Origin of the sequence: Lactobacillus sp. ESL0785, from assembly GCF_029395455.1 — a bacterium.
Classification (GTDB): domain Bacteria; phylum Bacillota; class Bacilli; order Lactobacillales; family Lactobacillaceae; genus Lactobacillus.
In genome coordinates this window covers 534,413-559,449 of the sequence record NZ_CP113916.1, presented here as the reverse complement: position 1 = coordinate 559,449, position 25,037 = coordinate 534,413, and the positions used below count along the sequence as shown (strand labels likewise).

Genomic DNA, 25,037 nt, shown 5'->3' with positions numbered 1-25,037 from the left:
ATAATTGCTTTGTCAAAACTGTCAAAAGCGGCCTGCTTCCATTCACCTCTATGCAAAGGTTAATGGTCAAAGCCGTGAAATTAATTTATGTGGACAATGTTATCAAGAACTTAAACAACAAGGAAATATTAATATGAATAATGACAACAATGGTTTCTTCGGCGACTTTGATGATTTATTTAATAATCTAGGCGGAAATAACGCTGCGTTTAACAATGCTGGTCAAGGCGGTCAAGGTCAACCACGGATGAGTAACGGCGGTTCTGGTCATGGCGGCAATCACAGCTTACTTGACCAATATGGTACTGACCTAACAGCCCTAGCCAAAAAAGGTAAGATTGATCCGGTAATTGGCCGTGACAAGGAGATCGCCCGCGTAATTGAGATTTTAAATAGAAGAACTAAGAATAATCCGGTATTAATTGGTGAAGCCGGTGTAGGTAAAACAGCAGTTGTTGAAGGCTTAGCTCAACAAATTGTTGATGGTTCTGTCCCCGCTAAACTACAGGATAAACGCATCATTTCTTTAAATGTCGTTTCACTTGTTCAAGGTACTGGTATTCGTGGCCAATTCGAGCAGCGGATGCAACAATTAATTAAAGAATTACAACAGCATGACGATATTATTTTATTCATTGATGAAATTCACGAAATTGTTGGTGCAGGTAATGCTGAAGGCGGTATGGATGCCGGTAATATCATTAAGCCAGCCTTAGCTCGCGGTGATTTACAACTAGTCGGTGCAACTACCTTAAAAGAATATCGGGAAATTGAAAAAGATTCTGCTCTAGCCCGACGGTTTCAACCAGTTGACGTTAAAGAGCCTTCAGTTGCCGAAACGATCCGTATTTTAAAGGGTATTCAGAAGCGGTATGAAGACTACCACCATGTTCATTATACTGATGATGCAATCAAGGCAGCAGCAGAATTGTCTGAGCGTTATATCCAAGACCGGTTTTTACCAGACAAGGCCATCGATCTCCTTGACGAAGCCGGTTCAAGAATGAACTTAACCATTCCTTACGTTGACAAGGATAAAATCAAAGAACGGATTGCAGCGGCACAGCAACTAAAGCAAGAATCGCTTAAAAACGAAGATTACGAAAAAGCTGCTTATTATCGCGATCAAATTGAAAAGTATAACAAAGTAAAAGATCAAAAAATTGATCCTGACAAATCCCCTGTTATTACAGACAAGATTATGAATAAGATTGTTGAAGAAAAAACAGGTATCCCGGTTGGTGACTTACAAAAACAAGAAGAAAATCAACTGCAAAATTTAGCACCTACTTTGAAAGCACATGTGATCGGCCAAGATAGCGCTGTTGACAAAGTTGCCCGTGCAATTCGCCGCAACCGGATTGGCTTTAACAAATCCGGTCGGCCAATCGGTTCCTTCCTCTTCGTCGGTCCTACTGGTGTTGGTAAAACAGAATTGGCTAAACAGTTAGCTAAGCAAATGTTTGGTTCAGAAGATGCCATGATTCGTTTTGATATGTCCGAATATATGGAATCATATTCTGTTTCCAAATTAATTGGTTCTGCCCCCGGCTATGTCGGCTATGAAGAAGCAGGTCAATTAACCGAACAAGTACGCCGCCACCCATACAGCCTGATTTTATTAGATGAGATTGAAAAAGCTGATCCGTCAGTCATGAATTTGTTCTTACAGATTTTGGATGACGGTCGCTTAACTGACTCACAGGGTAGAACAGTTTCCTTCAAGGATACAATTATCATCATGACTTCAAATGCTGGTCAAGGAATTAAAAAAGCTAGTGTGGGGTTTGCTGCTGAAAATGCTACTGAAGAAAAAGATTCTGCAAGAAGTTCAATGAGTCAATTCTTCAAGCCAGAATTTTTGAACAGATTAGATGATGTGATTGAATTCAATGAATTAACGAAGGATAACCTCATTCAAATTGTTAATTTGATGCTTGATAAAACCAATGAAATGGTTAAAAATCAAGGCCTACAAATTACAGTTACTGACGCTGCTAAAAAGAAGCTCGTTGAAGACGGCTATAATCCAGCAATGGGTGCTAGACCGTTACGTCGAACTATTCAAGAAGAGATTGAAGACAAGGTTGCTGATTTTAAATTAGACCACCCTGAGAGTAAGCAGCTCACAGCTGACGTTAACAATGATCAAATCATTATTAGTGCGCAAGATCCTGAACAAGCAGTTACACCTGAAAGTCCAAAACTTTAATTATTAAATTGATTTTTAAACATGATTATTACTAATGATAATAATCATGTTTTTATTTACAGAAAAAAGACCAATTTAGCGTTATACTTAGAAGAGAAGAATTACTACAAGAAACGGGTGAGGTTTTATGCATTTAATAGATGTAACCAATAGTTATAGCAATCTAGTCCATAATCAGCTCAATTCGACTGATGCCAATTATATTAAAGTTTACTCTTTGGGCAATACTTCAGTTATTTACACTGAAAGTGATCAGGCAATTGGTATTGCTATAGAAAATCATGATCGACGTGTGCGTAAAGATGAAGTCGAATTTATCATCAAGCGTTTAATTAAAGAAGCAGATCCTTCATATCAGTTGACTTTTGATAAAAATCAACAAGTAGTTGAAATTCACATTGATAAATAGTGACTTGCTATTTTAACCGGCACTTCAGCTTTACTCTAAAATACCGGTTTTTTTAGTTTCACTATTCTACATATAAAAAATGGTTGACAATCAGTGCCAACCATTTTTATTTTGTTTATAACTTTTCTGTTAATTTAACATCCGGATACTTATCTTGGAAGAATCGTTCTGCAAATTGATTTTCAAATAAGAAGAGCGGTTGATCATAGCGATCTTTAACTAGCAAGTTACGACTATTTGACATTGCCGGATCAAGCTGGTCTGGATCAATCCAACGTGCCACCCGATGACCAATGCTAGTCATTTCTACATCAGAATTATATTCGTTCTTCATTCTAAACTTGAAGACTTCAAATTGCAGTTGTCCGACAGCACCTAAAATGTATTCGTCAGTTTGGTAATTACGGTAAAGTTGGATTGCACCCTCTTGTACCAATTGAGTCATCCCCTTGTGGAATGACTTTTGCTTCATTACGTTTTTAGCGGTGACACGAACAAATAATTCAGGTGTAAATTCAGGTAAAGCCGGATACACTATCTTATGTTTACCCGCATAAATACTATCACCAATCTGAAAATTACCTGTATCATAGAGTCCGACAATATCACCAGCAACGGCATCAGTTACTTGTACCCGTTCACTAGACATAAATTCCGTTGCATTGTTTAATCTAATCGGCTTACCTGTTCGTGCCAACGTGACATCTAAGCCCTTTTTAAATTCACCGCTGCCTACTCTGACAAAGGCGATTCGATCACGATGATGTGGGTTCATATTTGCTTGAATCTTAAAGACAAAACCAGAGAATTCCGCGTCATCAGGACTAAGCTGCTCATCGTCATTAACTGTATGACTTTCAGGCGCTGGCGCTAATTGCACAAAACTCTTTAAAAAAGTTTCCACACCAAAATTAGTTAAGGCTGAACCGAAGAAAACAGGTGTCTGATCACCTTTGATAATTTTATTAATGTCAAAAGTATTACCCGCTTCTTTAATTAAGTCAATTTCATCTAAAGTATCTTGGAATTGCGGATTTTGACTAAAAGGTTCGCTATCTGCCAATTTGCCATCCTTATCTAACGGTAAGAAACGGTCTGGGCCATCCTTGTGGTACATTTCAACTTGATTGTTGGCAATATCATATAGTCCCTGCAAGGTTTGTCCTGAGCCAATCGGCCAGTTCATTGCCACGCCTTCGATCCCAAGCAAATCTTCCAATTCGGCAATTAGGTCTAACGGCGGCCTACCATCACGATCGAGTTTATTCATAAAAGTAAAAATCGGAATCCCACGCTGCTTAACAACTTTAAATAGCTTTTTCGTTTGCGGCTCAATTCCCTTAGCCGAATCAATTACCATTACAGCAGAATCGACGGCCATTAGTGTCCGGTAAGTATCTTCTGAGAAATCTTGGTGTCCTGGGGTATCAAGAATATTAATTCGCTTACCTTGATACTCAAACTGCATAACTGAACTAGTAACTGAAATTCCCCGCTGCTTTTCAATTTCCATCCAATCACTAGTAGCATAATGACCCGTCTTACGAGCCTTAACGGTACCAGCACTCCGAATAACACCACCAAAAAGAAGCATTTGCTCTGTAATCGTCGTTTTTCCCGCATCGGGGTGTGAAATAATTGCAAATGTTCTTCTTGTCTTTACCTTATCTAATAATCCTGCACTCATTAATTACTCTCTTTTTCTTTTGCTTTACTACCCAATTAATTGATAACTTTTTAATTTTATAAAATAGGCATCAATTAATGTTCACAAAGAAGTTCTTCACTCATTTAATTATCTTGCTCCTCTTTTTCTTGCTTGTTTTCTGGAATTGTCAATAACACGGTTAGCAATCTTGACCGCATCATTCTTCTAGTTGTTAAGACCATGCCATTATCTAACTTAACCGCTAATTTTTCACCTTTAGCCGGAATAATTCCTAACTTAGTAATCATAAAGCCAGCAATAGTATCAACATCTTCCATCTCAAGATCGGTGCCAAATTGCTCATTAAAATCAACTAGTGGCATTTTTCCATAAATCACATACTTATTAGGTGCAATCTGGTTAAATAATACTTCGGTATGATCAACTTCATCATCAATATTACCGACAATTTCCTCAATTAAATCTTCAATTGTCGCAATCCCGACAACTCCACCGTATTCATCCGTTAGAATTGCTAATTGTTGCTGGGTCTGCTGCATCTCTACTAACAACTCGCTTAAGTCAGTTGTTTCTGGTGCAAACAACGGCGGATTCATCACATCATCATAATCAATATTGGCAAAACCCTTCTCACGTGCCTTACGCAAAACTGTTCGAATATGAATTACCCCGATAATCTTATCTTTATCCTGTTGATAAACCGGAATTCGTGAATACGGCTCACGCAAGATTTCATCAAGATTGTCTTGAAAACTATCACCGCAATCTACCATATAAGCGTCAATCCGTGGAACCATTACCTCACGGACCATCCGCCCTTGAAAATCCAAAACATTATTTAACATGGAATATTCGGTTTCGCTGATCTTTTTCTGCTCGTGCAAAGCCACAATTTCCTTAATTAAATGTTCCTTCGTTTCTTCATCACTTGCAGGGGAAAATTTATTTTTAAAACGTTCAAATAAATTCCCCTTGGCAGGGTCGCTAGTCATAATTTTTCTCTCTTTCTTAAAATCTCAATATAAATAATAACATTATATCATGTTAGGTGCTTGATATGTTAGAATAGCACGTAAGAAACGAGGTTATTCCAATGAAAAAAAGTCACGTCTTACTTGTCTTTACATTTTTACTACTAATTCCTTATTTATGCAGTTTATTAATCATCGGCATTGGCTATGACGCGCTAGTGCTGCACTCAGCTGACTTATTCAGAACAACTATCGGTGCACTTGTCGGTGCTTTAATCATGTTTGCTATTAAAGCAACCATCCAGCGACCTGTTGACCTACTTGCAATGGAAGTTAATGACAGCCTGCTAAAACAACTACTACGCTTCTTTAGTATCCGGCGACGTTACTTTTTGTTATTAGCCAACATGATCCTAGACTTTATCCTTTGCTTTGCGGCTACTTTTATCGTGCGCAACTTTCTCACCCTTGACCAAATTGTCGGCAAGTCTGTCGGCATGGTCTTCTTGATTATGCTTTTATCAACTTGTCTTGGCGCCTACGTTGAATATGACAACCTGTCAATTGATCCCCAACAACACTAACTTACTAGTTGTCTTCAAGATACAAGTCTTGAGACAATTTTTTTGTGCTTAAATTTAAGTGTTGCAAAATATACGGCGTCAAACTGTCACCTGGGTTCTCATAGACTTGAATACCTTCAGCACTAACCTTAGCTAAGAATGGCGGCAATACCGTATTCAGCGGCTGATTAAACCAGGCTAGTGTTTGTTCAGATAGTTCTTCTTCAGCTACTTGGCCTTGTGGCAGAACAAACCGCATTAAACCAGCAGGTGCAACAGTTTCTGCTGGCGCAATTACCCCATACCAGTACATAAAATGCTCTGGTCCAAAGACAATTAAGCTACTGCGCTTAGATTGTAACTTGTTATCCTGCAAGAATTTTTGAAAATTTTGATCATTCTCCATTTGAGCATTACATTCAGCAAAAGATTTTTGTTGATCCATTAAGCTATCTGCAAATGGGCGACCAATAAAAGCAAGCTTTTCTTGTGATTTTTTCATTTTATCCTCCTAATATTCAGCCAATTCATCTAATGGAATAATCTCACCCGCCAGAAAAGCATCGATCTCACTGCTAGAAAAACCGTGAGTAAACAAATAATTTCTAATCTTAGTTTTTCGCTCACCTTCATTAAAACGGCGAAAACGTTTGTAGGCTTTCACACCCTGCTTTTTTAATGCTTCAACTTGAGCGGCTTCATCAGGCTGCAGATCAATTTCAGCAATTATTGAACCAACAATTGCACTATTGAAACCATGACTCATTAATTTAGCCCGCATTTTGCGTGTTAATTCACGTTCAGAAAGCTTGCCAACCTTATTTTTCATTGATTTTAAAACACGCTGTCCAGCACCCAGCCAATCTTCGTCAGCAATTCCGTCTAATTCCGTCTGAATTAATGCTGGATCAATTCCCTTTTGCGTCAACTTCCGCGTTAATGTCAACGGGCCATCTGTTCCCGAGCGTAAATTTTGCTTAATCGCCAGCGCAACATATTTTTGATCATCCAAAAAGCCCATTGCTGATAGCTGTGCTACTGCATTTTGCGCTGAGTCATCCGCAATGTCGTGCTTTTTCAGATATTGCAGAACCTCATAGACAGTCCGTGCTTGGTAACTCAAATAATTAGAAGCCAAGCTTGTTGCCTTACTATCAGCATCAAACTGTTTAACTTCAGCTATTTTTTTAGGTGTTAATTCTTGTCCTTTTAAAAGGACAAAGGTTGCAACTGTCTGTTCACTTGCCGCAAAAGCATATTGACCATCCAAAAAGATATTGTAGCGTCCTGGTCGCTTTTGACTACTGACTTTAGTAATAATTGGCATCTTTTGTCACCTTTCACTTTCCTACCTTATATGCTAGCAAATTTTTCCTATTCTTGCTAAAAACTTTTTTGAAGGAGTACAATAAACTATTAGTAGTTAATAGATTATTGTAGAAAGAACATTATGCGAAAAAATTTTAAACGACATGAACCAAAAGAAAAAGACGTTATTATTACTGTTAAACGTCTAGGAATTAACGGTGAAGGTATTGGTTACTACCGTAAAAAGATTATTTTTATTCCCGGAGCTTTACCAGATGAGGTTGTGGTAGCCAAAATCCTTGAAGAATTTCCTCACTATATTCAAGCAGAACTCGTCCGCATTAAGCAGCAAAGTCCCGACCGCGTTACTTTTCCTAAGGGAGTTAATCCCGCAATTGGCGGCTTAGAACTAGCTCATTTGACTTATGACAAACAACTTGAATTTAAACGCGATAACATGCTTGAAGCTCTGAAGAAGTTTCATCCTCGTGGCTACAACAAATATAAAGTCAAGCGGACAATCGCAGCACCTAACCCATGGCATTACCGTAATAAAGCGCAATATCAAATTGAACAAGATCACGGCAAGGTTAAATTAGGATTATTTGCTCCTAATTCTCATGAACTTTATGATCTGCCGGTAATGCCGACACAAAGTGAAGCTACCCAGAAAACAGAACGGCAAATCAAGGCCTTAGTTGAAAAAATGCACGTGACAATTGCTAATCCATACCGTCGTTCAGCTGGATTAAAAACTATTGTTGTTCGGCAGGCAGAAGCTACGCAAGAAATTCAGGTAACTCTAATTACTGTTGGCCACGAGATCAAAAATCTTTTACCATTAAGTAAGGAAATTATGAAATTGCCTAACGTTGTCAGTGTCTATCAAAATGAAACTGATTGGCGCAATCCACAAGTTTGGGGCAACAAAACCGAAAAATTAGCTGGCAAAAATCAAATTACTGAAGAAATTCTTGGTAAGAAATTCGCCTTATCGCCACGCGCCTTTTTCCAATTGAATCCAGTACAAACCGTTAACTTATATTCCGAAGCATTAAAATTCTTAGATCTAAATAAAGATGAAACCTTAATTGATGCTTACAGCGGCGTTGGTACTTTAGGAATTATTGCCAGTGACCACGTTAAACAAGTTATCGGTATCGAAACCATTCCAGAAGCCGTTGATGATGCTAAACACAACGTTGAACTTAATCATATTAAGAATGCGGACTACATTCAAGGTAGTGTTGAAAAAGTTCTCCCCCGTCTGCAAGAAGATGGTATTGCAATTGATGCTTTAATCGTTGATCCACCACGCACAGGATTGGCTAAAAGCCTAATTAAAACTTTACTGCGAATTAAACCACGGACTTTTGTTTATGTCTCTTGTAACCCTTCCACATTAGCTCAAGACCTCGTTTTATTAAGTGAAGCATACGATGTCCGCTTGATTGAGAATGTTGACATGTTACCGCAGACACCGCGGTGTGAGTGCATTGCTAAATTAACTTTACGTAAATAAAAAAACAGTTGCCTCTATGATGGGCAACTGTTTTTATTTAGAAGATAACGTATATTACTACTAACACACTTATTTAGTAGAGCATTTCGACAATATACATTTTTAAGATTTAAAATTTTACTTTTATCTATTATATCAGTTATTGTAAGCGCTAGCAAGAACATCTAAAAATTACTTGAGATATTTAGCCAAAAAACTTTTAACATGCGCTTTATATGTTTGCGGATGGTCCGCAAAAGAATCAGCATGTTTAGATTTGGGTGCTACCCATAATTCTTTTGGCCCCTTAGTGGCCTGATAGTTACGATAAACCATCTTTGTTGGCACAAACGTATCATTACCACCATGAATAAACAGCATTGGGCGGTAATTATGGTGCAGCTGCTTAATGCTGGAACCATCATTCAAAAAGTAGCCTACTTTGATGCGATTAATCCCGCTCAAAATCTCAACCATTGGAAAACGCGGAAAGGCCGGCATATTATACAAAGCTTGTGCTTCATGTTCAATTTCATCTTTTACGCTGGTATAGCCACAATCTTCGACAAAAGCCTTAACTTGCTTAGGCAATTGCAAGCCACTGACCATCATCGTTGTTGCCCCACCCATGCTGACACCAAAAACAACAATCTGCTGGTCAGGACCGTTTTTAGCAAGCAAGAGGTTAATCCATTTTTTAATGTCGGCCTTTTCAACCCAACCATAACCAATGTACTTACCTTGGCTCTTACCTTGAGCACGCGGATCTGGCGTTAAAGTGTTATAGCCCATTTCATGAAAAAGGGCATCATACTTACCCATATCTTCCTTAACATTCATGTAGCCGGGCAAAATAACTGCTGTCTTATGTGAATCTTTACTAGGAATATAATTGGCATCCAACCGGTACTTGTTATCCGCAGACTTCATGTACCACTTATCCTTTTTGGCTTTTTTAAACCAAATTTTCTGTTTATACAGTGGATCAGACTTCTTAATTACTTTGCTTGATGATGATAAAAAGCTCTTGTGTCCTGGCACACAAGCAACTTTAAAGAAGTAACAACCTGCACCAATAAATAATAAACAAATTAATAATATGACTGATACTAATGAAAGCCATAATTTTTTGTGTTTTAATTGTCTCAAAAGACGAAACCAACTTTCTATTAAAATCTGATAGCATCAGTATAACATTTTAATTTTGTATAGGAAATATTATGCGACTAACCGACTTATTACAACTTACCAACGATTTAAATGAACAAACCAAATTTTACCTGACAATTAACGGTGCCATGCAGCCACTGGCTCGCTTAAAAATTTCGAGTAGTTGTTGTCTACTTTATCCGGGCAAAAAACCAATTACCAAGGCAAAAATTATCAGCCTCGTTAGCCACTTACACGGCCGCAGTATTCCCCTTAGGATAAAGCTGGATGACACTCAGCTAGCCATTTATGGTGTGCAGATTTTGCCGGCAAGCAATGCCGTTAGATTAACATAAAAAAACTAATGAAAAAATTCATTAGTTTTTTCTTAAACTTGACGATATTGCCGCACTTGGCCCTTGGTCCCAGCAAAATACCAGTAACCCACCTGCTCATCACTAGTCAGCTCAAGTCCATCACTAGGATCAAGTAATGCATTATTAAAGACTTGTTCATACTGCGCAACGGTCAAACGTTGACGCCGTGCTAACATTTTTTGATCTTGCACCACATCGAGCTGCCGCTCATAACCTGACACCACTTGACCTGAATAAAATTCTCCCATTGCTCCCGAGCCATAAGAAAATAATCCTATTTTATTATCAGGCTGTAATTTTTTATTCTCTAACAAACTTAACAAACTTAAGTACAGTGATGCGGTATAAATATTCCCTACTGTGCGACCATACTGTGCGGCAGCGGTAAAATTCTTTTCTAAGCGTGTTTTAGTTACTTCAGCTTGACCAGCAACGGCCAACCGATTTGCCTTCAGACCCATTTTAGTAAATGGCAAATGATAGGCTAGCGCCGTAAAATCACTGGTTTGCCAACCCTTTAACTTTTTATACTGCTTAAATGTTTGCGTAAAAAAATCCAAATAAACTTGGGTTGAATATTTACCGTCAACTAGAGCCGTTGCCATTCCATTAGGTCGCCAAAAGTCATTAATATCCTGACTAAAAGCACTATGGCCCTCATTAATAGCCAAAATTCGCGGCTCAGCTGCAATTAATAAGCTAACACTACCAGCTCCTTGCGTCACTTCGCCGCCACTGCCAACACCATAGCGCGCAATGTCACTACCAATGACAATTGCCGTCTGGTGTGGATGCAGACGAACATAATCGCGCGCAATCATTACACCAGCAGTCATGCCAAAGCAGGCTTCCTTAACCTCAAAAGTCCGTACCTCTGGTGGTAATTTTAAGGCACTTTTAACAAATAGAGATGCTGATTTAGATTGATCTACCCCACTCTCAGTTCCAAAAATTAGTAAGCCAACTCGTTGGCGCTCTATCCGCTTAAGATAGAATTGCGTGGCATTAATTCCCATTGACACTGCATCTTGCGTTTGATCAGCTACACTCATCTGACTCTGACCAATACCAATTAAATATTTATCAGGATCTTCCTGACGAGCATGAGCTAAATCAACCATGTCAACGTACTTATTCGGTGTATAAAAACCGATCTGATCAATTCCAACCCGCATTATTGTTCCCCTCTGATTTGCTTCAAATACTCAGCGACAGCTGCCTGTGAATATTTTTTATTTTTAACCATTAACTTTAACACATGTGACCGCTCAGCAGCTGTCATTGGTATATTAGCGACTAGGTTGCGAGCTTGTAATTTCATATGGCCTACCTGAATGCCTGTGGTAGCAATCGCCAGCAGAGCTGCGAGATTATTAGCTAGACCAACTGCCGTAATTATGTTAGCTAACTCGCTTGTAGTAATGTTACCTAATATCCGATAAGCTTGCTGGACATCCTTGCGAGCTGTAATTGAACCGCCAACGGTCCCAATAGCGAGTGGCAACGTCAACTCACCACACAATTGGTTATCGACAACTTGCCACTTACTCAAACTAGAATATTGCCCACTTTGACTAGCCAAAACTCCACACGCAGCTTCAACTGCACGTACATCATTACCAGTTGCCGTTAAGACAGCATCAACGCCATTCATAATACCCTTATTATTGGTAACAGCACGGTAAACATCTGTTTGACCAATTTGACTAAGTAGGGCAATTTTTTGCGCAACTTGCAGGCCGCCAAGTAAGCTAAGATCCAACTTAACTTGTGCCTTAGTCAATTGACTGGGATAATTCGACAAGATTGCAAACAGCTTAGCTGTAATTCCTGGCAGCTGAACTAATTTTTCTGCCAAAAATTCCAAAATCGAATTTACCTTATTAGCACCCATTGCTTCTGCTGGATCAACTAAAACCTGTAAATAAAGCAGTTCAGCTTCACGCCGCATTTTGATATTTTTTACACCACCGCCATGATTGACTAAACTGCTAAATTGTTTATTAGCTAAAGCAATTAATTGTGGAAATTGTTCCTGCAATTTAATTAAGTCGATATCTGCAGTAATTTGCAGAATAATCTGCCCATAGATACCATCACGCTTACTAACAGATTGAACTCCGCCACTACGTGCAAACAGAGTCGCGCCATGATTAGCAGCTGCCACAACTGAAGGTTCTTCCGTGGCTAGTGGCACAAGATAACTGTGGCCGTTAACCAACAATCCTGTTACTAAACCCAAAGGTAGTCGCAATTGTCCAACCACATTTTCACTTAATTGATCTAACCGTTCTAACGTTGACGCCTCAATTTCATCTAATTTAATTCCTTGTTTACTTAAAAGTGCCCGCCTTTGAGCTGGTGTTAATTGATAAAATTTCATCTAATTATCTCGAATTAATTCACACGCAATTGCCTGACCGCCGCCAATACAAAGCGTAATTAAAGCTCGGTGACCATGAAGCTTTTCCAAGCCATTAAGAGCCGTTGTTACTAACCGCGTTCCCGTTGCCGCCAAGGGATGACCCAAAGCAATCGCACCACCAAAGGGATTTAGACGCTTTTCAGGGATTGCTAAAGCCCGCGTTAAAGCAACACTTGGTGCCGCAAAGGCTTCATTAACTTCAATAACATCATAATCAGCAATTTTTTGACCTGTTTTTTTAAGCAGCTTTTTAACAGCATAATATGGTGCCATTCCCATATAAGCCGGATCCGTTCCTGATTCTGCAAAAGCACCAAGACGAGCCAATGGCCTTAAGTGTAACTCCTGTACCTTAGTAGCCGTTGCTAGTAATACCATACTGGCGCCATCACTTAAGGGTGAAGCATTACCAGCAGTAACTAACCCATTTTCTTTAAAAGCTGGTCGTAATTGTCCCAAGGCTGACATACTTGTATCCAACCTAATATTTTCATCACGAGTAATTTGGTGGTTATGAAGATTAATTGGCACTATTTCAGTTGCTAAATCACCTCTAGCAGCAGCTCGTGCAGCCTTTTGGTGTGAGTGCAGACTGTACTCGTCCATTTCTTGCCTCGTAATATGATATCGCATTGCCACATTTTCTGCTGTCAATCCCATATGCTGATGTGAAAAAGCATCTGTCAAACCGTCTTTAATCATTGTACTTGCTAACGGCATATTTTTTTCAGCAGCATAGTAAGCAGCATTAGTCATACTCTCACTGCCGCCAACTGCTACTAATTCACAATCACCTAGTTCCATTTGTCCTTGTGCTAATCGCAAGGCCTTCAAACTGGACCCACAAACCTCGTTAATTGTCACACTACTGCTGGTTTCTTTCATCCCCGCAGCGAATGCCACCTGCCGGGCCACGTTTTGCCCCAGACCAGCACTAAGAACGTTACCCATAAAAAGCGCATCTAATTCCGTAGGTGCAAGTGCCGCACTTTCAATTACTCCAGTTAATGCCAGCTGGCCTAACTCAACAGCAGTTTGTCCAGCTAGTTGACCACGAAAACGACCAAACGGCGTTCTTTTAGCAGCAACCAAAAAAATATCTTTCATCAATTTTCTCCTGCCTAATCTAAAATCTACGACAAATCTTACCTAATCTTGTTTCCGCAGCATAGCTATTGACCCGACATTAAGGAAAAATTTAAAGTTAGCGCCAATAATAAGACTAATACAAAAAGAAGCCGCTCTGTGCGGCTTCTAATAACTTTAGTTTACTTTTTCTTATCTTGAGCTGCTAATTGCTTACCTAAAGCAATAATGTATTGCTTCAGGTCATCTTTAGTCTCAGGGTGGTTCAGACCGTACTCAATTGAAGTTTCAAGATAACTTTCCTTATTACCAACATCGTGACGCTCACCCTTAAAGACATGGGCAAAAACCCGCTGCGTCTTATTCATGGTGTCAATTGCGTCCGTTAACTGGATTTCACCACCACGACCTGGCTTTTGATTTGCTAAAACATCAAAGATTTCCGGTGTTAACAAATAGCGGCCAATAATAGCATAATCACTCGGTGCCTTGTCAATTTCCGGCTTTTCCACAAATGACTTAACGTTAATTAATCCCGGCATAATTTCTGTGTCTGGTTCAATTACGCCATACTTAGAAACTTCTTTATGAGGTACTGGCATCACTGCAATCGTTGATGCATGAGTTTCATTATAACGATTAATTAGCTGCTTCGTCAGCGGCACCTTATCAATCATTAAGTCGTCACCTAACATGACAACAAATGGCTCATCCCCCACAAAACTGCGACCACGCGCAATTGCATCACCTAGACCAGCAGGAGAAGGCTGCCGTGTGTAATAAATATTAATCCCTAAATGCGTAATTTCTTGCGACATTTTAAGAAGATCAGTTTTCCCTGTTTTCTGTAAATTCTGCTCAAGTTCAGGATTAGAATCAAAGTGATCCTCAATCGGACGCTTGTTTTTACCAGTAACAATTAAAATATCTTCAATTCCAGAGTGCTTGGCTTCTTCGACAATAAACTGAATCGTTGGCTTATCGACAATCGGTAGCATCTCTTTCGGCATAGCCTTAGTGACAGGCATAAATCGCGTTCCTAAACCAGCAGCTGGAATAATTGCTTTTCTTACTTTCATGTTTTTACGCTTTCTTTTTCAAGTCTTTAAAAACCAATATAGCAGATTTTTAATAAATGTGCTAGTCCCTATTGTTTCCGCTTTCTTTGAATATATTCAGCTAAGTGCCCAACTGAATATTGTACCTGGCCGACACGCAAAGCAGTAATTGCGGCATTGACACAAGTCCCTAACAGCAAGAGAATTGATGCAATATTAAGCCATAACATGAAAATAATAAAGGTCCCAATAATGCCATAATTTTCCCAGCTAATATGAAAATGATGTAAATAAAAACTAAACAAATAAGATAGCAATAGCCAACCAACTAAAGTTGTTAAAACACCAGGCCAAATAACCCGTTTTTTAAGGCGAATATTCGGCAAAACATAGTTTAAATAATACAGTGTAAAAATCAGTATAATCAAAACCACTGGATAGCGATAACTGAAGATCTTTTCAATTTCGCCAACCGAAAAAAAGAAAATTGGCCGCAAAAACTCCAACACTTGTTGCCCAAAAATCAAAGTAAGGCTAAGTAGTGTAAAAATAATAATCATCAGGTTGGTCAATAAAATCGTAATTGACCGCGTCCAAACTGTTACTTGCCATTTTTGCCGCAATTCAATTGCCCGAACACCATAAACACGGTTCATCCCAATGCGAATTGCGTTAACTAATGATGAAACTGACCAAATCGCCAAAATGATACCAAAAGAAATATAACCAGTAGACTTCCGTTTTAACAACGAATTAATAATTGGCATGATAAACTTAGCAATTCGATCTGGAAAAATCAAATCAATATAACTGGCAATTGGCGTTGTATTGATATGAAACAATGGCAAAATATTTCCGATAATAATAATTAACGGAAAAATCGAAAATAAAACATAATAAGCAATCACAATTGCACTTGTCAGAACTTCACCTTGTGAAAATTTAAGTGACAAGGTTTTATAAAATAAGGCAACCCGATTTGGTGTTGCCTTCTTTTTACTATTCATGCACGCTAATCATCCATTTCATCAAAATGTGGCAAATATTTTTCATAGCCATCATACGGCTTTTGCAAAGTTAAAATCTTTGGCCCATCCTTGGTAATGGCAAAAGTATGTTCAAACTGTGCCGACTTAGAACCATCTGGTGTCGCATAATAAACCCAATCATCGTTAGGATCACTAACTGTCTTTTGTTCAATGCGCCAGTCGCCGCCAGCTTCAACCATTGGCTCAACCGTGATTGTCATGCCTTCACGCAACCGCAAGCCATGACCAGCCTTGCCCCAATGCGGTACTTCTGGATCTTCATGGATACTTGGCTGGATGCCGTGGCCAACTAACTCTTTAACATCGCCGTAGCCGTGTTCATCTTCGACAAAATGTTGGATTACCGCACCAATATCACCAATTCGGTTACCCAAAATCGCTTGATCGATTCCGAGGTACATTGCCTTTTTGGTTGTTTCCATCAAATCACGGTCGGCATCCGAAATTTTACCAACTGGGTAAGTGGTACAAGAATCAGTTTCAAAGCCGTTAAGATTACAAGTAACATCAACCTTAACCAAGTCACCTTCATTTAAAATGGTGTCTTTACGCGGCGTTGCGTGAGCAATCTGGTCATTAACTGAGATACAGGTACCGTACTTATACCCTTCAAAACCTTGTTCAGACAGACGTCCGCCGCGGCTCTTAACAAATTTTTGACAAAACTCCTCAATCTCCCAAGTTGTAATTCCCGGCTTAATCACAGCGCGCAAACCTTCAAACATTGATGCTAATAACCGGCCTGAAGCCTGCATCCCTTTAAGTTCTCTAATCGATTTAATTGTAATCAAAACTAACTCTCCTCTTAAAAATCATCTTTGTTTACATTATAGCGTTTTTTAAAAGTTTACTAAAGATTTTCATCAATCTGTCTAAATTATGTATAATAATATGATGAATTAAATACGAAAGGTATGAAAAGCATGAAGGCAAGAATTGTCTACGCTAGTATGACTGGTAATGATGCAGATATGGCAGATATTTTAGAAGAAGATCTGCAAGATTATGATTTTGACGTGGAAACCAGTGAGGCTGAGTTTACTGATGCCAGCGATTATTTAGCAAGTGACCTTTGCATCTTCGTTACCTACACCTATGGTGAAGGCAAAATGACTGATGATGTTGCTGATTTTTATGAACAATTAAGAGAACTAGATTTAAGTGGTAAATACTTTGCCGTAATGGGCAGTGGTGATAAGACTTACAATGATCATTTTTGTGAAAATGTTTTTGATTTTGAAAAAATGTTTAAGCAAGTCGGCGCTGAAGAAATCGTTAAACCTGTAACAATCGAAAATGCACCAGATGATGCGGCTATCGATGCAATTGACAAGGCTGCAAAGGAAATGGCTGAGCGATTAAATGGCTAATAGAATTAATCCATGGCGGCATCCCATTAAGTTTGTTAAACGACACCGCAACTTATTTGTCTATATGATTTTTGGCTTTATTGCTGCATTAATTAATACAATTGTCTTCATGGCTCTACACAAATGGTGGGGCGGTTCAGTTTTCTTTTCTAATATTATCGCGTTTGTAATTTCTAATTTAGCTTCCTACTTCTTTAATCAAAAAGCTGTCTTTATCAACAATGTTGACCAAGATCACTCAACCTGGCATAAGTTGATTGTTTTTTTCACTTACAGAATTATTAGTTTAATTCCTGACCAGATGATTATGTCCGTTGGTATTTCATGGCTGCATTTAAATGCCTTACTCGTTAAGATAGTTGATCAACTCCTGGTTGGGATTTTCAATTATCTGACAACAAGGTCAGTATTCCAAGCACAAGAAACAACCATGATTGAACGTGCTAAGAAGCGAATTCAAAATCATAAAAATAACAAATAAAAAAGGCAAAAATTCTTAATTGAATTTTTGCTTTTTGTTTTGACTAGTTTTTACTTTTATCAAATAAAAACAAATCATTTTTTATTCAAAATGTATTAAAAAAATTAATTTTACCTATTTTTAGAACTAATTGATAATAATGATTGTGTAATTAGCAACACATCATTAAAGTGTCTCATGCTTTACAATCAATTATTAGTTCAAATATAGGAGGTTATATGAAAAATACTGCCACATTATCAGCCAAACAACGTATGCGTTTAACTACAAGTTTATACCTAAATTATTTGGTTCACGGATTTAGTTTAATTATTATTGCGCAAAACATGGCAAATTTAAGTCAAACTTTTAATACAACGATTGCTCAAATTTCTTTTATCACATCAGGAACAGGAATTGGTCGTTTGCTCGGTTATCTTCTCACTGCCTATCTTTCTGATCGTTACCCACGTAAAGCTACAATTATTAGTGGCATGCTTTGCTACTTTATCTTTGCTTGGGGTATTATCCTTGCACCAAACTTAATCGTTTTATATTGCATGACAACATTAACCGGATTAGGAAATTCACTACTTGATGCTGGAACTTATACTACTTTAGTTGAAATTAATCATGGTGAAGGCTATGCTACCATTTTAATTAAAGGATTTACTTCAATCGGTGAGTTCATATTACCCTTAATTGTTACTGCTTTACAACAAGCAAATTTATGGTATGGCTGGTCATTCATTATTATGGGATTATTAATTTCCTTAAACTTTTTCTTGCTTTTACCAATTCATTTTCCAAATTTGGGTATTGAAGAAACTCAAGAAATTGAAAACTTTTCAGGAATATCAAACAAAACGAATCTTTTCTTAACAGTTTTGTTAAGTATTTATGGCTATGCTTCCATGGCGCTAATGATTTGGTTTACACAATGGATTAGTATTTACGGTACTCGATTCTTACATTATTCCAACATCATTAGTCACGGCTTAATGTCTTCCTATAGCGTTGGTTCTATGCTTGGTGTTATTACACTTTATTTATTATCCCGCAAAAAAGTAAACAATACCAAATTACTAGTTATTTGTAATAGTTTGGCCCTTCTAGCCTTAACAATAATTTTAATCAACAAACAAACAGTGATTATCACTTTAGCCTGTATGACATTCGGCTTCGGTTCAGCGGGTGGAGCTATGCAACTTGGTTTAACTGTTTTAATGAACCTTCATCCTAAACACCGAGGACTGATGACTAGTCTTTATTACTTTTTTGGTAGTTTAGCTTCAATTTCGGTACCAATTATCTCAGGACAACTTTTTAAATCAAGTACTTATTTGGCATTAGGATCTGACATCATCATTGCATTCCTTGCAGTACTTTTAGTATTCACCATCGCTATCATGTTAAAGCCTAATCGTGAATAACTTCTAGTACTTTATGAAACCTTAGTTACACTTACATCAGTCAACAGCTAAAATTTCTTTTACAATCAAAATATTCTAGCTTTTTACTACTTATATAACAAAAAAACCACAAGATAATTTATCTTGTGGTTTTTAGCACTACTAAAAAGCCAAGTAGCTTTCAGTATTACGTAAATCTTCAATTGATAACTGGCCTGGTGCTGATGTTTTACCAACAGCACCAAAGGATAGACTTGAGCCGAATAACTGACCAGCCACTCTTGTTACCTTACCAATTTCACCCATTGCCATCGTAATTAATGGTTGATCAATAGCTTGATGAACCTCATTAGTTGCTGCGAGTAACGTTAAAACATCTTTAGCATTATGTGGCATGCAAGCCAACTTAGCAATATCTGCACCCAATTCTGCCATCTTCTTTAATCTAAATTCAATAACATCCTTAGGTGGTACTTTTTCAAAATCATGATTACTCATGATAACAACAACATTGTAGTTATGTGCCATTTGAACAAGTTCTTTAACTCTCGTTTCATCATGGAACAATTCAATATCTACTGCATCACCTAAACGCTGCTCAATAATTGTTTGTACTAAATTTAAATAAATTTCATCACTTAAACGTAAAACGCCACCCTCATTTTTAGTTCTAAAGGTTATCAAAATTGGCAAGTCAACAACAATTTTGCGTAGTTTTTTAGCTGTTGCAATTAACTTAGTATTATCTTGAATTCCAGCAACATAATAATCAATGCGCCATTCCATTAGATCGGGCTTAGCAATAGCAATCTTTTCAGCAGCAGCAAAGATTTCTTCTTCATTAGTTCCGACATTAGGAACTGCTATTTTGGGCAAGCCCTCTCCCAAAATAATATTTCTAATTTTTACTGTAGACATAATTTCCCCTTAATTATTTGTCTTCTTCAGAAAACATGATTTCTCTAATGTAATCAGTTGGCATATCTTGTCCTGTCCATAATTTAAATGAAGCAGCACCCTGATCAATCATCATGCCGATGCCATCAAAAACATGCTTAACACCTGCTTTTTGAGCAACTTTCATTAATTTAGTTGTTCTAGGTGCATAAACCGTGTCAAAAACAACCATATCTTTATGGAACCAAGAAGGATCTTCTACTAAAGATTGATCTTCGAGTGGTTTCATCCCTACACCAGTAGCATCACAATAAATGTCACTAGCTGCAATCGCTTCTTTAAAAGCATCTTGATCTGCTAAATCTGTTAGAGAAACTTTACAGTCAGTCTTTTCACTGATAATTCTAACTGTCTTTTCAGCTCGAGCCCATTTATCGTCTTTAATATTAAAAATTTTAATTTCTTTAACACCATCTAGGGCAGATTGAACAGCAATTGGCGTTGCTGCACCACCTGCGCCTGCTAAAGTCATAACCTTATCTTTAACGTCAATTCCTTCATCTTTGAGAGATTGAACAAAACCAATCCCATCAGTTGTGTATCCAGTCAAAACACCATGATCATTAACAATAGTATTAACGGCATCACACATTTCAGAAGCTGGAGACAATTTGTCCAAATATTGAATAACTTCTTTTTTATTTGGCATTGAAACGTTGGAACCGCGCATATCCAAAGTCCGAATTGCATCTACAGCTCCTTTTAACTTATCATTACCAATTTCAAAACAAAGATAAGTGAAATTTAAGCCCAATTTAGCAAAAGAATTATTATGCATCGTTGGTGACATTGAATGACGAATTGGATATGCCATTAATCCGATTAAATAAGTATGACCATCAAGCCAGCCGGTAATTGGACCATTTACACCTGTAATTTCGTTTTTCATTATTTTTCTCCTTTATAAATTATCTTAACTATTAATTTTACTTACTAGAGGCTCCAGAAGCTGCATCAGTTGGTTCTACTTGATAAAAATTTGTATTATCAGCAGCCGCTGTTCCTGCAACAAATCCAGAAGCATAACTCCATGAATTCATCATACTTGGCATCGAATCATGACCATTAGCCCCACCAATAATTTCACCTGCAGCATAAAAATTCTTAACAGCAGTTAAGTCTGTATTAAGCAATTGCATTTGGTTATTAGTCTCATAACCGCCTAAAGTTGTACAATACCGCAATTTTTGTTCTATAACATAATATGTAGAACCTTCAAATTCGTGCATAAATTTAGCCGGACGAGCAAACTCAGTGTCCTGTCCTGCCTTAACAGCTTCTTGATATGAAGCAACAGTTTTTTGTAAAACTTCAGCATTAATTCCAGCTTTTTGAGCAACTGTTGCCAAGTCGCCCTTAACTAAAACTGGGCTCTTTTTGCCATCAAGGTCAAAGAATCCTTGAACTTCATCAGCTGTAAAGCCATATTTAAGTAGCAATTCATAGAAACGATTCCATGTTCTTTCATCCATAACAATGTATGCAACTTGATCTTTTTGCTCAGCGATTGCATCCCTAAAATGAGTATATGGTGCAGATTCATTTACAATACGTTTACCATCTGTATTAACAAAGATTGCACCCATATCAGTTGCTTCTTTAGTCGAGTAAGTTGTTAATTTTGCAATACCAGGTTCAACCTCTAAACCATGTGGATATACCTTGTACCAATCAAGATTACGACTAATTAGGTTTAAATCCTTAGTAAAATCGAAATAGTCACCCGTTGATGTCATTGGACCATAATAAGGAATATTAGTTTTATGCTTTTGATAGTCTCTAGCTCCCCAGCCACCAGCAGCTAAAATTAATGATTTAAAGTTAACTTTAAGTGTTTGGTGCCTTCCTTCAGCAACTAAAGAAACAAGTTCACCTTGATTGTTTTGCTTTAATTGCTCTACTCGAGCATCAAGTATAATCTTGCCACCTTTTTCTTCAAATGCTTTAGCAACCTTCATTACAATCTCATAAGAACTCTGAGTTGGCATTTCAACTTGTCGATCAACTGAATGTTCAATAGTTTGTGTTTCAGCCTTTTGATAAGTTAAATCAGCAAAATCAGTAATAAAGTCAATTGCTCGACCAATATTGTTTACTAATAAGTTAGATAGTTGTGGATAGTTAGTACCACGACTTTCACGTGTTATATCATCGAATAATAGTTTAGCTGTGTCTTTCTTAGCATCTTGACCAAACAGTTTACTTGCCAATTTAGAACCAGTAGCAACAACATTAGAGCCATTTAAAGCAGTTGCACCACCAAGATAGCCATTCTTTTCTAAGACAATAACGCTTTTTCCCATTGACAACGCACGTGAAGCGGCCATCAATCCTGCCATACCAGAGCCAATAACAACTACATCAGCAGTTAATATTTCTTCTTTATGACTAATATTTTTAGTTTTAGAGTTCAGAGTAACATTATTTTCTAGTAATGCTGCTTTACCTGAATCCAGCATTGCTTGTGTCATAATTGATGCTCCAGAAATTGCGTCAACTTCAAAACTTTGTTCAGAAATAACTTCATCCTTTAGCTTAGCAAAGGCTTGATTAAAAATTGCTGGTGTTTCAGCACTTTTTGTTACTGTCAAATCATTAATGTAGTTATCATTAATTTCAATTTCAAAATCGATTTGACCATTACGACCTTCTGCTTGTGTTTTAATTGTTTTCTTTACCATAGCAAATTCCCTATTCTAATTTTCAACTTTGAAATTACGACTGCGAATAATTAATACTAGCGTTAAAATAACTGAAACAATCGTAATGATTGCTGTAAACCAAAATACTGCTAGAGTACTGATTGAATTAGCTTTCAAAACGAAAGCAGCTACCAATGGAGCTACAAAATACACAACTGCAGGTGCAAAACTGTAGTAAGAAGTGATCTTACCATGACCTTGTGGGAAATATGATGTCAAAACTGACAAGCCGACTTGCCAAATTCCACCAGCAGCAAAGAAACCAATTAATAATGAACCAATTTCACCAGCAATTAATGACGGTCTAAGTACCATAAAGAGGAGACCTAAAGCTGACACGATAGAATAGATTATAATCAAAACTAATCGTTTAATTTTGGTTACCAATACCGAAGTCACAAAGACAGAAATTAACGAAGCAATTGAATACCAAGAAACTAACTGATTAGCATTTGCTGCGGATTCATTCAAAACATATTGTCCATAATATGGTGCATACAATGAAAAGATATAAAAAGTAAAGCACATCGTAAAGCCTAAAATAATTAGCATTAAGCCATCAATTGCCAATTTAGGTTGACTCCCACCCTCTGCTTTATCTTCAGTACTCTTTTCTTGTTCATCAGCTTCTGCTCCTTCAAGTTGTGGTGCAAACGCTGTTTTCATGGTAATAATTGTATCAATTATTATCAGCAAAACCAGCAAACACGCCGTAATTCTTGGATCATGAATCAACTTAACACAAAACGGAAAAATCATTTGCATAATCTGCATTGCTGCTTTTACAAATGAATTCATTGTTGCAGTTTTGTCTGGAAATGCATCAGCTAAAGCAGGATAGCCAGCTGTATCACCAAATGAGTTAGTTGCACCAAAGAACATGGCAGCAATGCCAGCCACCCAAACATTATTAGCAAAAGCGGCACCTATTAAGAAAATTGCATCACACACTAAAGCAATCAATAAGGTCTTCTTTCTACCAATTCTATCTGAAATTGCACCAGCAAATAGAATTGTAATAATTCTACCTAGGCCAACCATTGCCATTACCAATGAAATTGCTGCAGATGTTGCGTGCCAAGACTGCGCTAAAACTTCGCGATATTGACTAATAAAAATTGTTGCAGCACCGACAACTGCATAGTTTAAATAAACTGAAGCTGCTGCTCCAACGTAACTTTCTTCTTTCTTCATAAAACCACCTTTTAAAAAATCACAAATTTCGTAATTTATTATCTAAACAAAACTCTAAATAGTAAAATTCATAATTATTTAACATGTATCATTTTTATGAATAATAATAAAAATCACAAATTTCCTAATCGACGATGACAAAAGTGTATACTTTTTAGAGTAAAACTTTTAAGAGGTATTTTTATGAATCTAAATCAACTCTATTATTTTCGTGAAGTAGCCGATCAAAAACAATATACTAAGGCTGCAGCTAATCTTTTTATCGGACAACCTACTCTTTCGGTTGCAATTAAACAACTAGAATCAGAATTAAATTGTCAACTTTTCATCCATTCAGGTCATAATGTTGTATTGACAAAGTACGGTCGCAACTTTTATGCTACCGTTACTAAAACCTTAAATTCTTTAGAAAATGGTAAAAAAAGACTCACTCAAATGGTCAGCCAAGATCAACATAACATTCATATTGCTAGTATTCCAACTGCAATTGGTACTTTACTACCTAAGATCGTTAAAAAATTTAAAACTGATAGCTTAACAAAAGCACATTTTATTTATCACGACAATCCTTCACTGCAAATTTGCCAAGGGATTAACGCCGGGCGATATGATCTAGGAATTTGTTCATTTGTACCAGAATTTGATAATTTCACTTACCTACCCTTATACACTGAAGATATTATTGCAATTGTTGCTAAAGAAAGTAATCTTGCAGAAATCACAGAAATATCACCAGAAGAATTACGTGGCGACAACTTAATTACTTATTCACAAAATATACAAATTGGTAAAGATGTTACAGCTGCACTTTTAGCAAGTACACCAGATCTAACAATTATCAATCGTTTACACGATGAATTAGCAATCGCTGGTCAAGTGATTGCCGATAATGCAGTTGGAATTGTTGCTAATACTATTTATTTAAGTGGTTTCAGTATTCACAAAATCAAACTTACTTTACCTAAAAATACTAGACAAGTTTATCTTGTTTATAACTCTGACAGAGAATTATCACCTGAAATTTTAAATTTCATTGATTTCTTAAAGAGCAACAAAGATTTCATTCAAAAAACGGTTACTCAGGCCTTAATTTAATTTTGCAAGATTATAATTAAGCAGCATAGCCAACCATGTTACTTTTAAAATCAAGGCCATCAAAATTATA

Annotated in this window: 24 protein-coding genes; 9 read left to right on the top strand and 15 right to left on the bottom strand. The window is 37.3% G+C overall.

Annotated elements, in window-relative coordinates; genetic code table 11:
* Window positions 1-4: 4 nt before the first annotated feature.
* The gene (locus OZY43_RS02785; RefSeq protein WP_277165737.1) at window positions 5-2,212 is read left to right on the top strand and encodes an ATP-dependent Clp protease ATP-binding subunit; all 2,208 of its coding nucleotides are present in this window, start codon (window positions 5-7) and stop codon (window positions 2,210-2,212) included.
* A gap of 127 nt (window positions 2,213-2,339) precedes the next feature.
* A complete protein-coding gene (locus OZY43_RS02780; RefSeq protein WP_277165735.1) occupies window positions 2,340-2,621 on the top strand; it encodes a DUF1827 family protein in 282 nt (93 codons plus the stop codon).
* Between the two features lie 115 nt (window positions 2,622-2,736).
* Here OZY43_RS02780 and OZY43_RS02775 read toward each other — a convergent pair whose 3' ends face one another.
* Both OZY43_RS02775 and OZY43_RS02770 read right to left on the bottom strand, forming a co-directional pair.
* On the bottom strand, window positions 2,737-4,308 hold the full coding sequence (locus tag OZY43_RS02775; protein WP_277165732.1) for a peptide chain release factor 3: 1,572 nt from the start codon (window positions 4,306-4,308) through the stop codon (window positions 2,737-2,739).
* Between the two features lie 104 nt (window positions 4,309-4,412).
* The gene (locus OZY43_RS02770) at window positions 4,413-5,282 is read right to left on the bottom strand and encodes a hemolysin family protein (RefSeq protein WP_277165730.1); all 870 of its coding nucleotides are present in this window, start codon (window positions 5,280-5,282) and stop codon (window positions 4,413-4,415) included.
* 101 nt (window positions 5,283-5,383) lie between these two features.
* Between OZY43_RS02770 and OZY43_RS02765 the strand changes: the two genes are divergently transcribed.
* Window positions 5,384-5,845, top strand: coding sequence for a hypothetical protein (locus OZY43_RS02765; protein ID WP_277165728.1), 462 nt, complete (start codon window positions 5,384-5,386; stop codon window positions 5,843-5,845).
* A 4-nt stretch (window positions 5,846-5,849) separates the two neighbouring features.
* Here OZY43_RS02765 and OZY43_RS02760 read toward each other — a convergent pair whose 3' ends face one another.
* Together OZY43_RS02760 and recX are read right to left on the bottom strand one after the other, a co-directional pair.
* Window positions 5,850-6,326, bottom strand: a complete 477-nt coding sequence (locus tag OZY43_RS02760) for a hypothetical protein (protein WP_277165726.1) — start codon at window positions 6,324-6,326, stop codon at window positions 5,850-5,852.
* A 9-nt stretch (window positions 6,327-6,335) separates the two neighbouring features.
* Window positions 6,336-7,151 carry a recombination regulator RecX gene (recX, locus tag OZY43_RS02755; RefSeq protein WP_277165724.1) on the bottom strand — a complete coding sequence of 272 codons (816 nt, stop codon included), beginning with the start codon at window positions 7,149-7,151 and terminating at the stop codon, window positions 6,336-6,338.
* A gap of 123 nt (window positions 7,152-7,274) precedes the next feature.
* Here recX and rlmD point away from each other — a divergent pair, with 123 nt between their 5' ends.
* Window positions 7,275-8,654, top strand: coding sequence for a 23S rRNA (uracil(1939)-C(5))-methyltransferase RlmD (gene rlmD / locus OZY43_RS02750; protein ID WP_277165722.1), 1,380 nt, complete (start codon window positions 7,275-7,277; stop codon window positions 8,652-8,654).
* Window positions 8,655-8,825: 171 nt separating this feature from the next.
* Here rlmD and OZY43_RS02745 read toward each other — a convergent pair whose 3' ends face one another.
* The gene (locus tag OZY43_RS02745) at window positions 8,826-9,782 is read right to left on the bottom strand and encodes an alpha/beta hydrolase (protein ID WP_277165720.1); all 957 of its coding nucleotides are present in this window, start codon (window positions 9,780-9,782) and stop codon (window positions 8,826-8,828) included.
* A gap of 71 nt (window positions 9,783-9,853) precedes the next feature.
* Here OZY43_RS02745 and OZY43_RS02740 point away from each other — a divergent pair, with 71 nt between their 5' ends.
* Window positions 9,854-10,138, top strand: a complete 285-nt coding sequence (locus OZY43_RS02740; protein WP_277165718.1) for a hypothetical protein — start codon at window positions 9,854-9,856, stop codon at window positions 10,136-10,138.
* Between the two features lie 32 nt (window positions 10,139-10,170).
* Here the strand turns inward: OZY43_RS02740 and OZY43_RS02735 are convergent, their stop codons facing one another.
* The 6 genes from OZY43_RS02735 to map all read right to left on the bottom strand — a co-directional run bounded on the left by OZY43_RS02735 (window position 10,171) and on the right by map (window position 16,568).
* On the bottom strand, window positions 10,171-11,334 hold the full coding sequence (locus OZY43_RS02735; protein ID WP_277165716.1) for a hydroxymethylglutaryl-CoA synthase: 1,164 nt from the start codon (window positions 11,332-11,334) through the stop codon (window positions 10,171-10,173).
* Window positions 11,334-12,542, bottom strand: coding sequence for a hydroxymethylglutaryl-CoA reductase, degradative (locus tag OZY43_RS02730; protein WP_277165714.1), 1,209 nt, complete (start codon window positions 12,540-12,542; stop codon window positions 11,334-11,336). The genes OZY43_RS02735 and OZY43_RS02730 overlap by 1 nt, the downstream gene beginning before the upstream one ends.
* A complete protein-coding gene (locus OZY43_RS02725) occupies window positions 12,543-13,691 on the bottom strand; it encodes a thiolase family protein (RefSeq protein WP_277165712.1) in 1,149 nt (382 codons plus the stop codon).
* A gap of 161 nt (window positions 13,692-13,852) precedes the next feature.
* Window positions 13,853-14,749: a UTP--glucose-1-phosphate uridylyltransferase GalU gene (gene galU, locus OZY43_RS02720; RefSeq protein ID WP_277165710.1), complete on the bottom strand. Its 897-nt coding sequence runs from the start codon at window positions 14,747-14,749 to the stop codon at window positions 13,853-13,855.
* Window positions 14,750-14,817: 68 nt separating this feature from the next.
* Window positions 14,818-15,735, bottom strand: a complete 918-nt coding sequence (locus OZY43_RS02715) for a YihY/virulence factor BrkB family protein (protein WP_277165708.1) — start codon at window positions 15,733-15,735, stop codon at window positions 14,818-14,820.
* Window positions 15,736-15,740: 5 nt separating this feature from the next.
* Complete coding sequence (gene map / locus OZY43_RS02710) at window positions 15,741-16,568, bottom strand: type I methionyl aminopeptidase (protein ID WP_277165706.1); 828 nt, start codon at window positions 16,566-16,568, stop codon at window positions 15,741-15,743.
* A gap of 132 nt (window positions 16,569-16,700) precedes the next feature.
* On the opposite strand from map, the gene OZY43_RS02705 reads away from it, so the two are divergent.
* The 3 genes from OZY43_RS02705 (at window position 16,701) to OZY43_RS02695 (ending at window position 19,040) form a co-directional block, all read left to right on the top strand.
* Entirely contained in the window at window positions 16,701-17,147 is a 447-nt protein-coding gene (locus OZY43_RS02705; RefSeq protein WP_277165704.1) for a flavodoxin, read from the top strand.
* Window positions 17,140-17,628, top strand: a complete 489-nt coding sequence (locus tag OZY43_RS02700) for a GtrA family protein (RefSeq protein ID WP_277165703.1) — start codon at window positions 17,140-17,142, stop codon at window positions 17,626-17,628. Before OZY43_RS02705 ends, OZY43_RS02700 begins: the two co-directional genes overlap by 8 nt.
* A 218-nt stretch (window positions 17,629-17,846) precedes the next feature.
* Window positions 17,847-19,040, top strand: a complete 1,194-nt coding sequence (locus OZY43_RS02695; protein ID WP_277165701.1) for an MFS transporter — start codon at window positions 17,847-17,849, stop codon at window positions 19,038-19,040.
* 141 nt (window positions 19,041-19,181) lie between these two features.
* Here OZY43_RS02695 and aroD read toward each other — a convergent pair whose 3' ends face one another.
* From aroD to OZY43_RS02675, 4 genes are read right to left on the bottom strand one after another with little or no spacing between them, the layout of a single operon-like run.
* Entirely contained in the window at window positions 19,182-19,937 is a 756-nt protein-coding gene (aroD, locus tag OZY43_RS02690; protein ID WP_277165699.1) for a type I 3-dehydroquinate dehydratase, read from the bottom strand.
* Between the two features lie 13 nt (window positions 19,938-19,950).
* Window positions 19,951-20,865, bottom strand: a complete 915-nt coding sequence (locus OZY43_RS02685; RefSeq protein WP_277165697.1) for a shikimate dehydrogenase — start codon at window positions 20,863-20,865, stop codon at window positions 19,951-19,953.
* Between the two features lie 37 nt (window positions 20,866-20,902).
* Window positions 20,903-22,657, bottom strand: coding sequence for an FAD-dependent oxidoreductase (locus OZY43_RS02680; RefSeq protein ID WP_277165695.1), 1,755 nt, complete (start codon window positions 22,655-22,657; stop codon window positions 20,903-20,905).
* A 15-nt stretch (window positions 22,658-22,672) separates the two neighbouring features.
* Entirely contained in the window at window positions 22,673-23,872 is a 1,200-nt protein-coding gene (locus tag OZY43_RS02675) for an MFS transporter (RefSeq protein WP_277165693.1), read from the bottom strand.
* 183 nt (window positions 23,873-24,055) lie between these two features.
* Between OZY43_RS02675 and OZY43_RS02670 the strand changes: the two genes are divergently transcribed.
* The gene (locus OZY43_RS02670) at window positions 24,056-24,967 is read left to right on the top strand and encodes a LysR family transcriptional regulator (RefSeq protein WP_277165691.1); all 912 of its coding nucleotides are present in this window, start codon (window positions 24,056-24,058) and stop codon (window positions 24,965-24,967) included.
* Window positions 24,968-25,037: the final 70 nt, after the last annotated feature.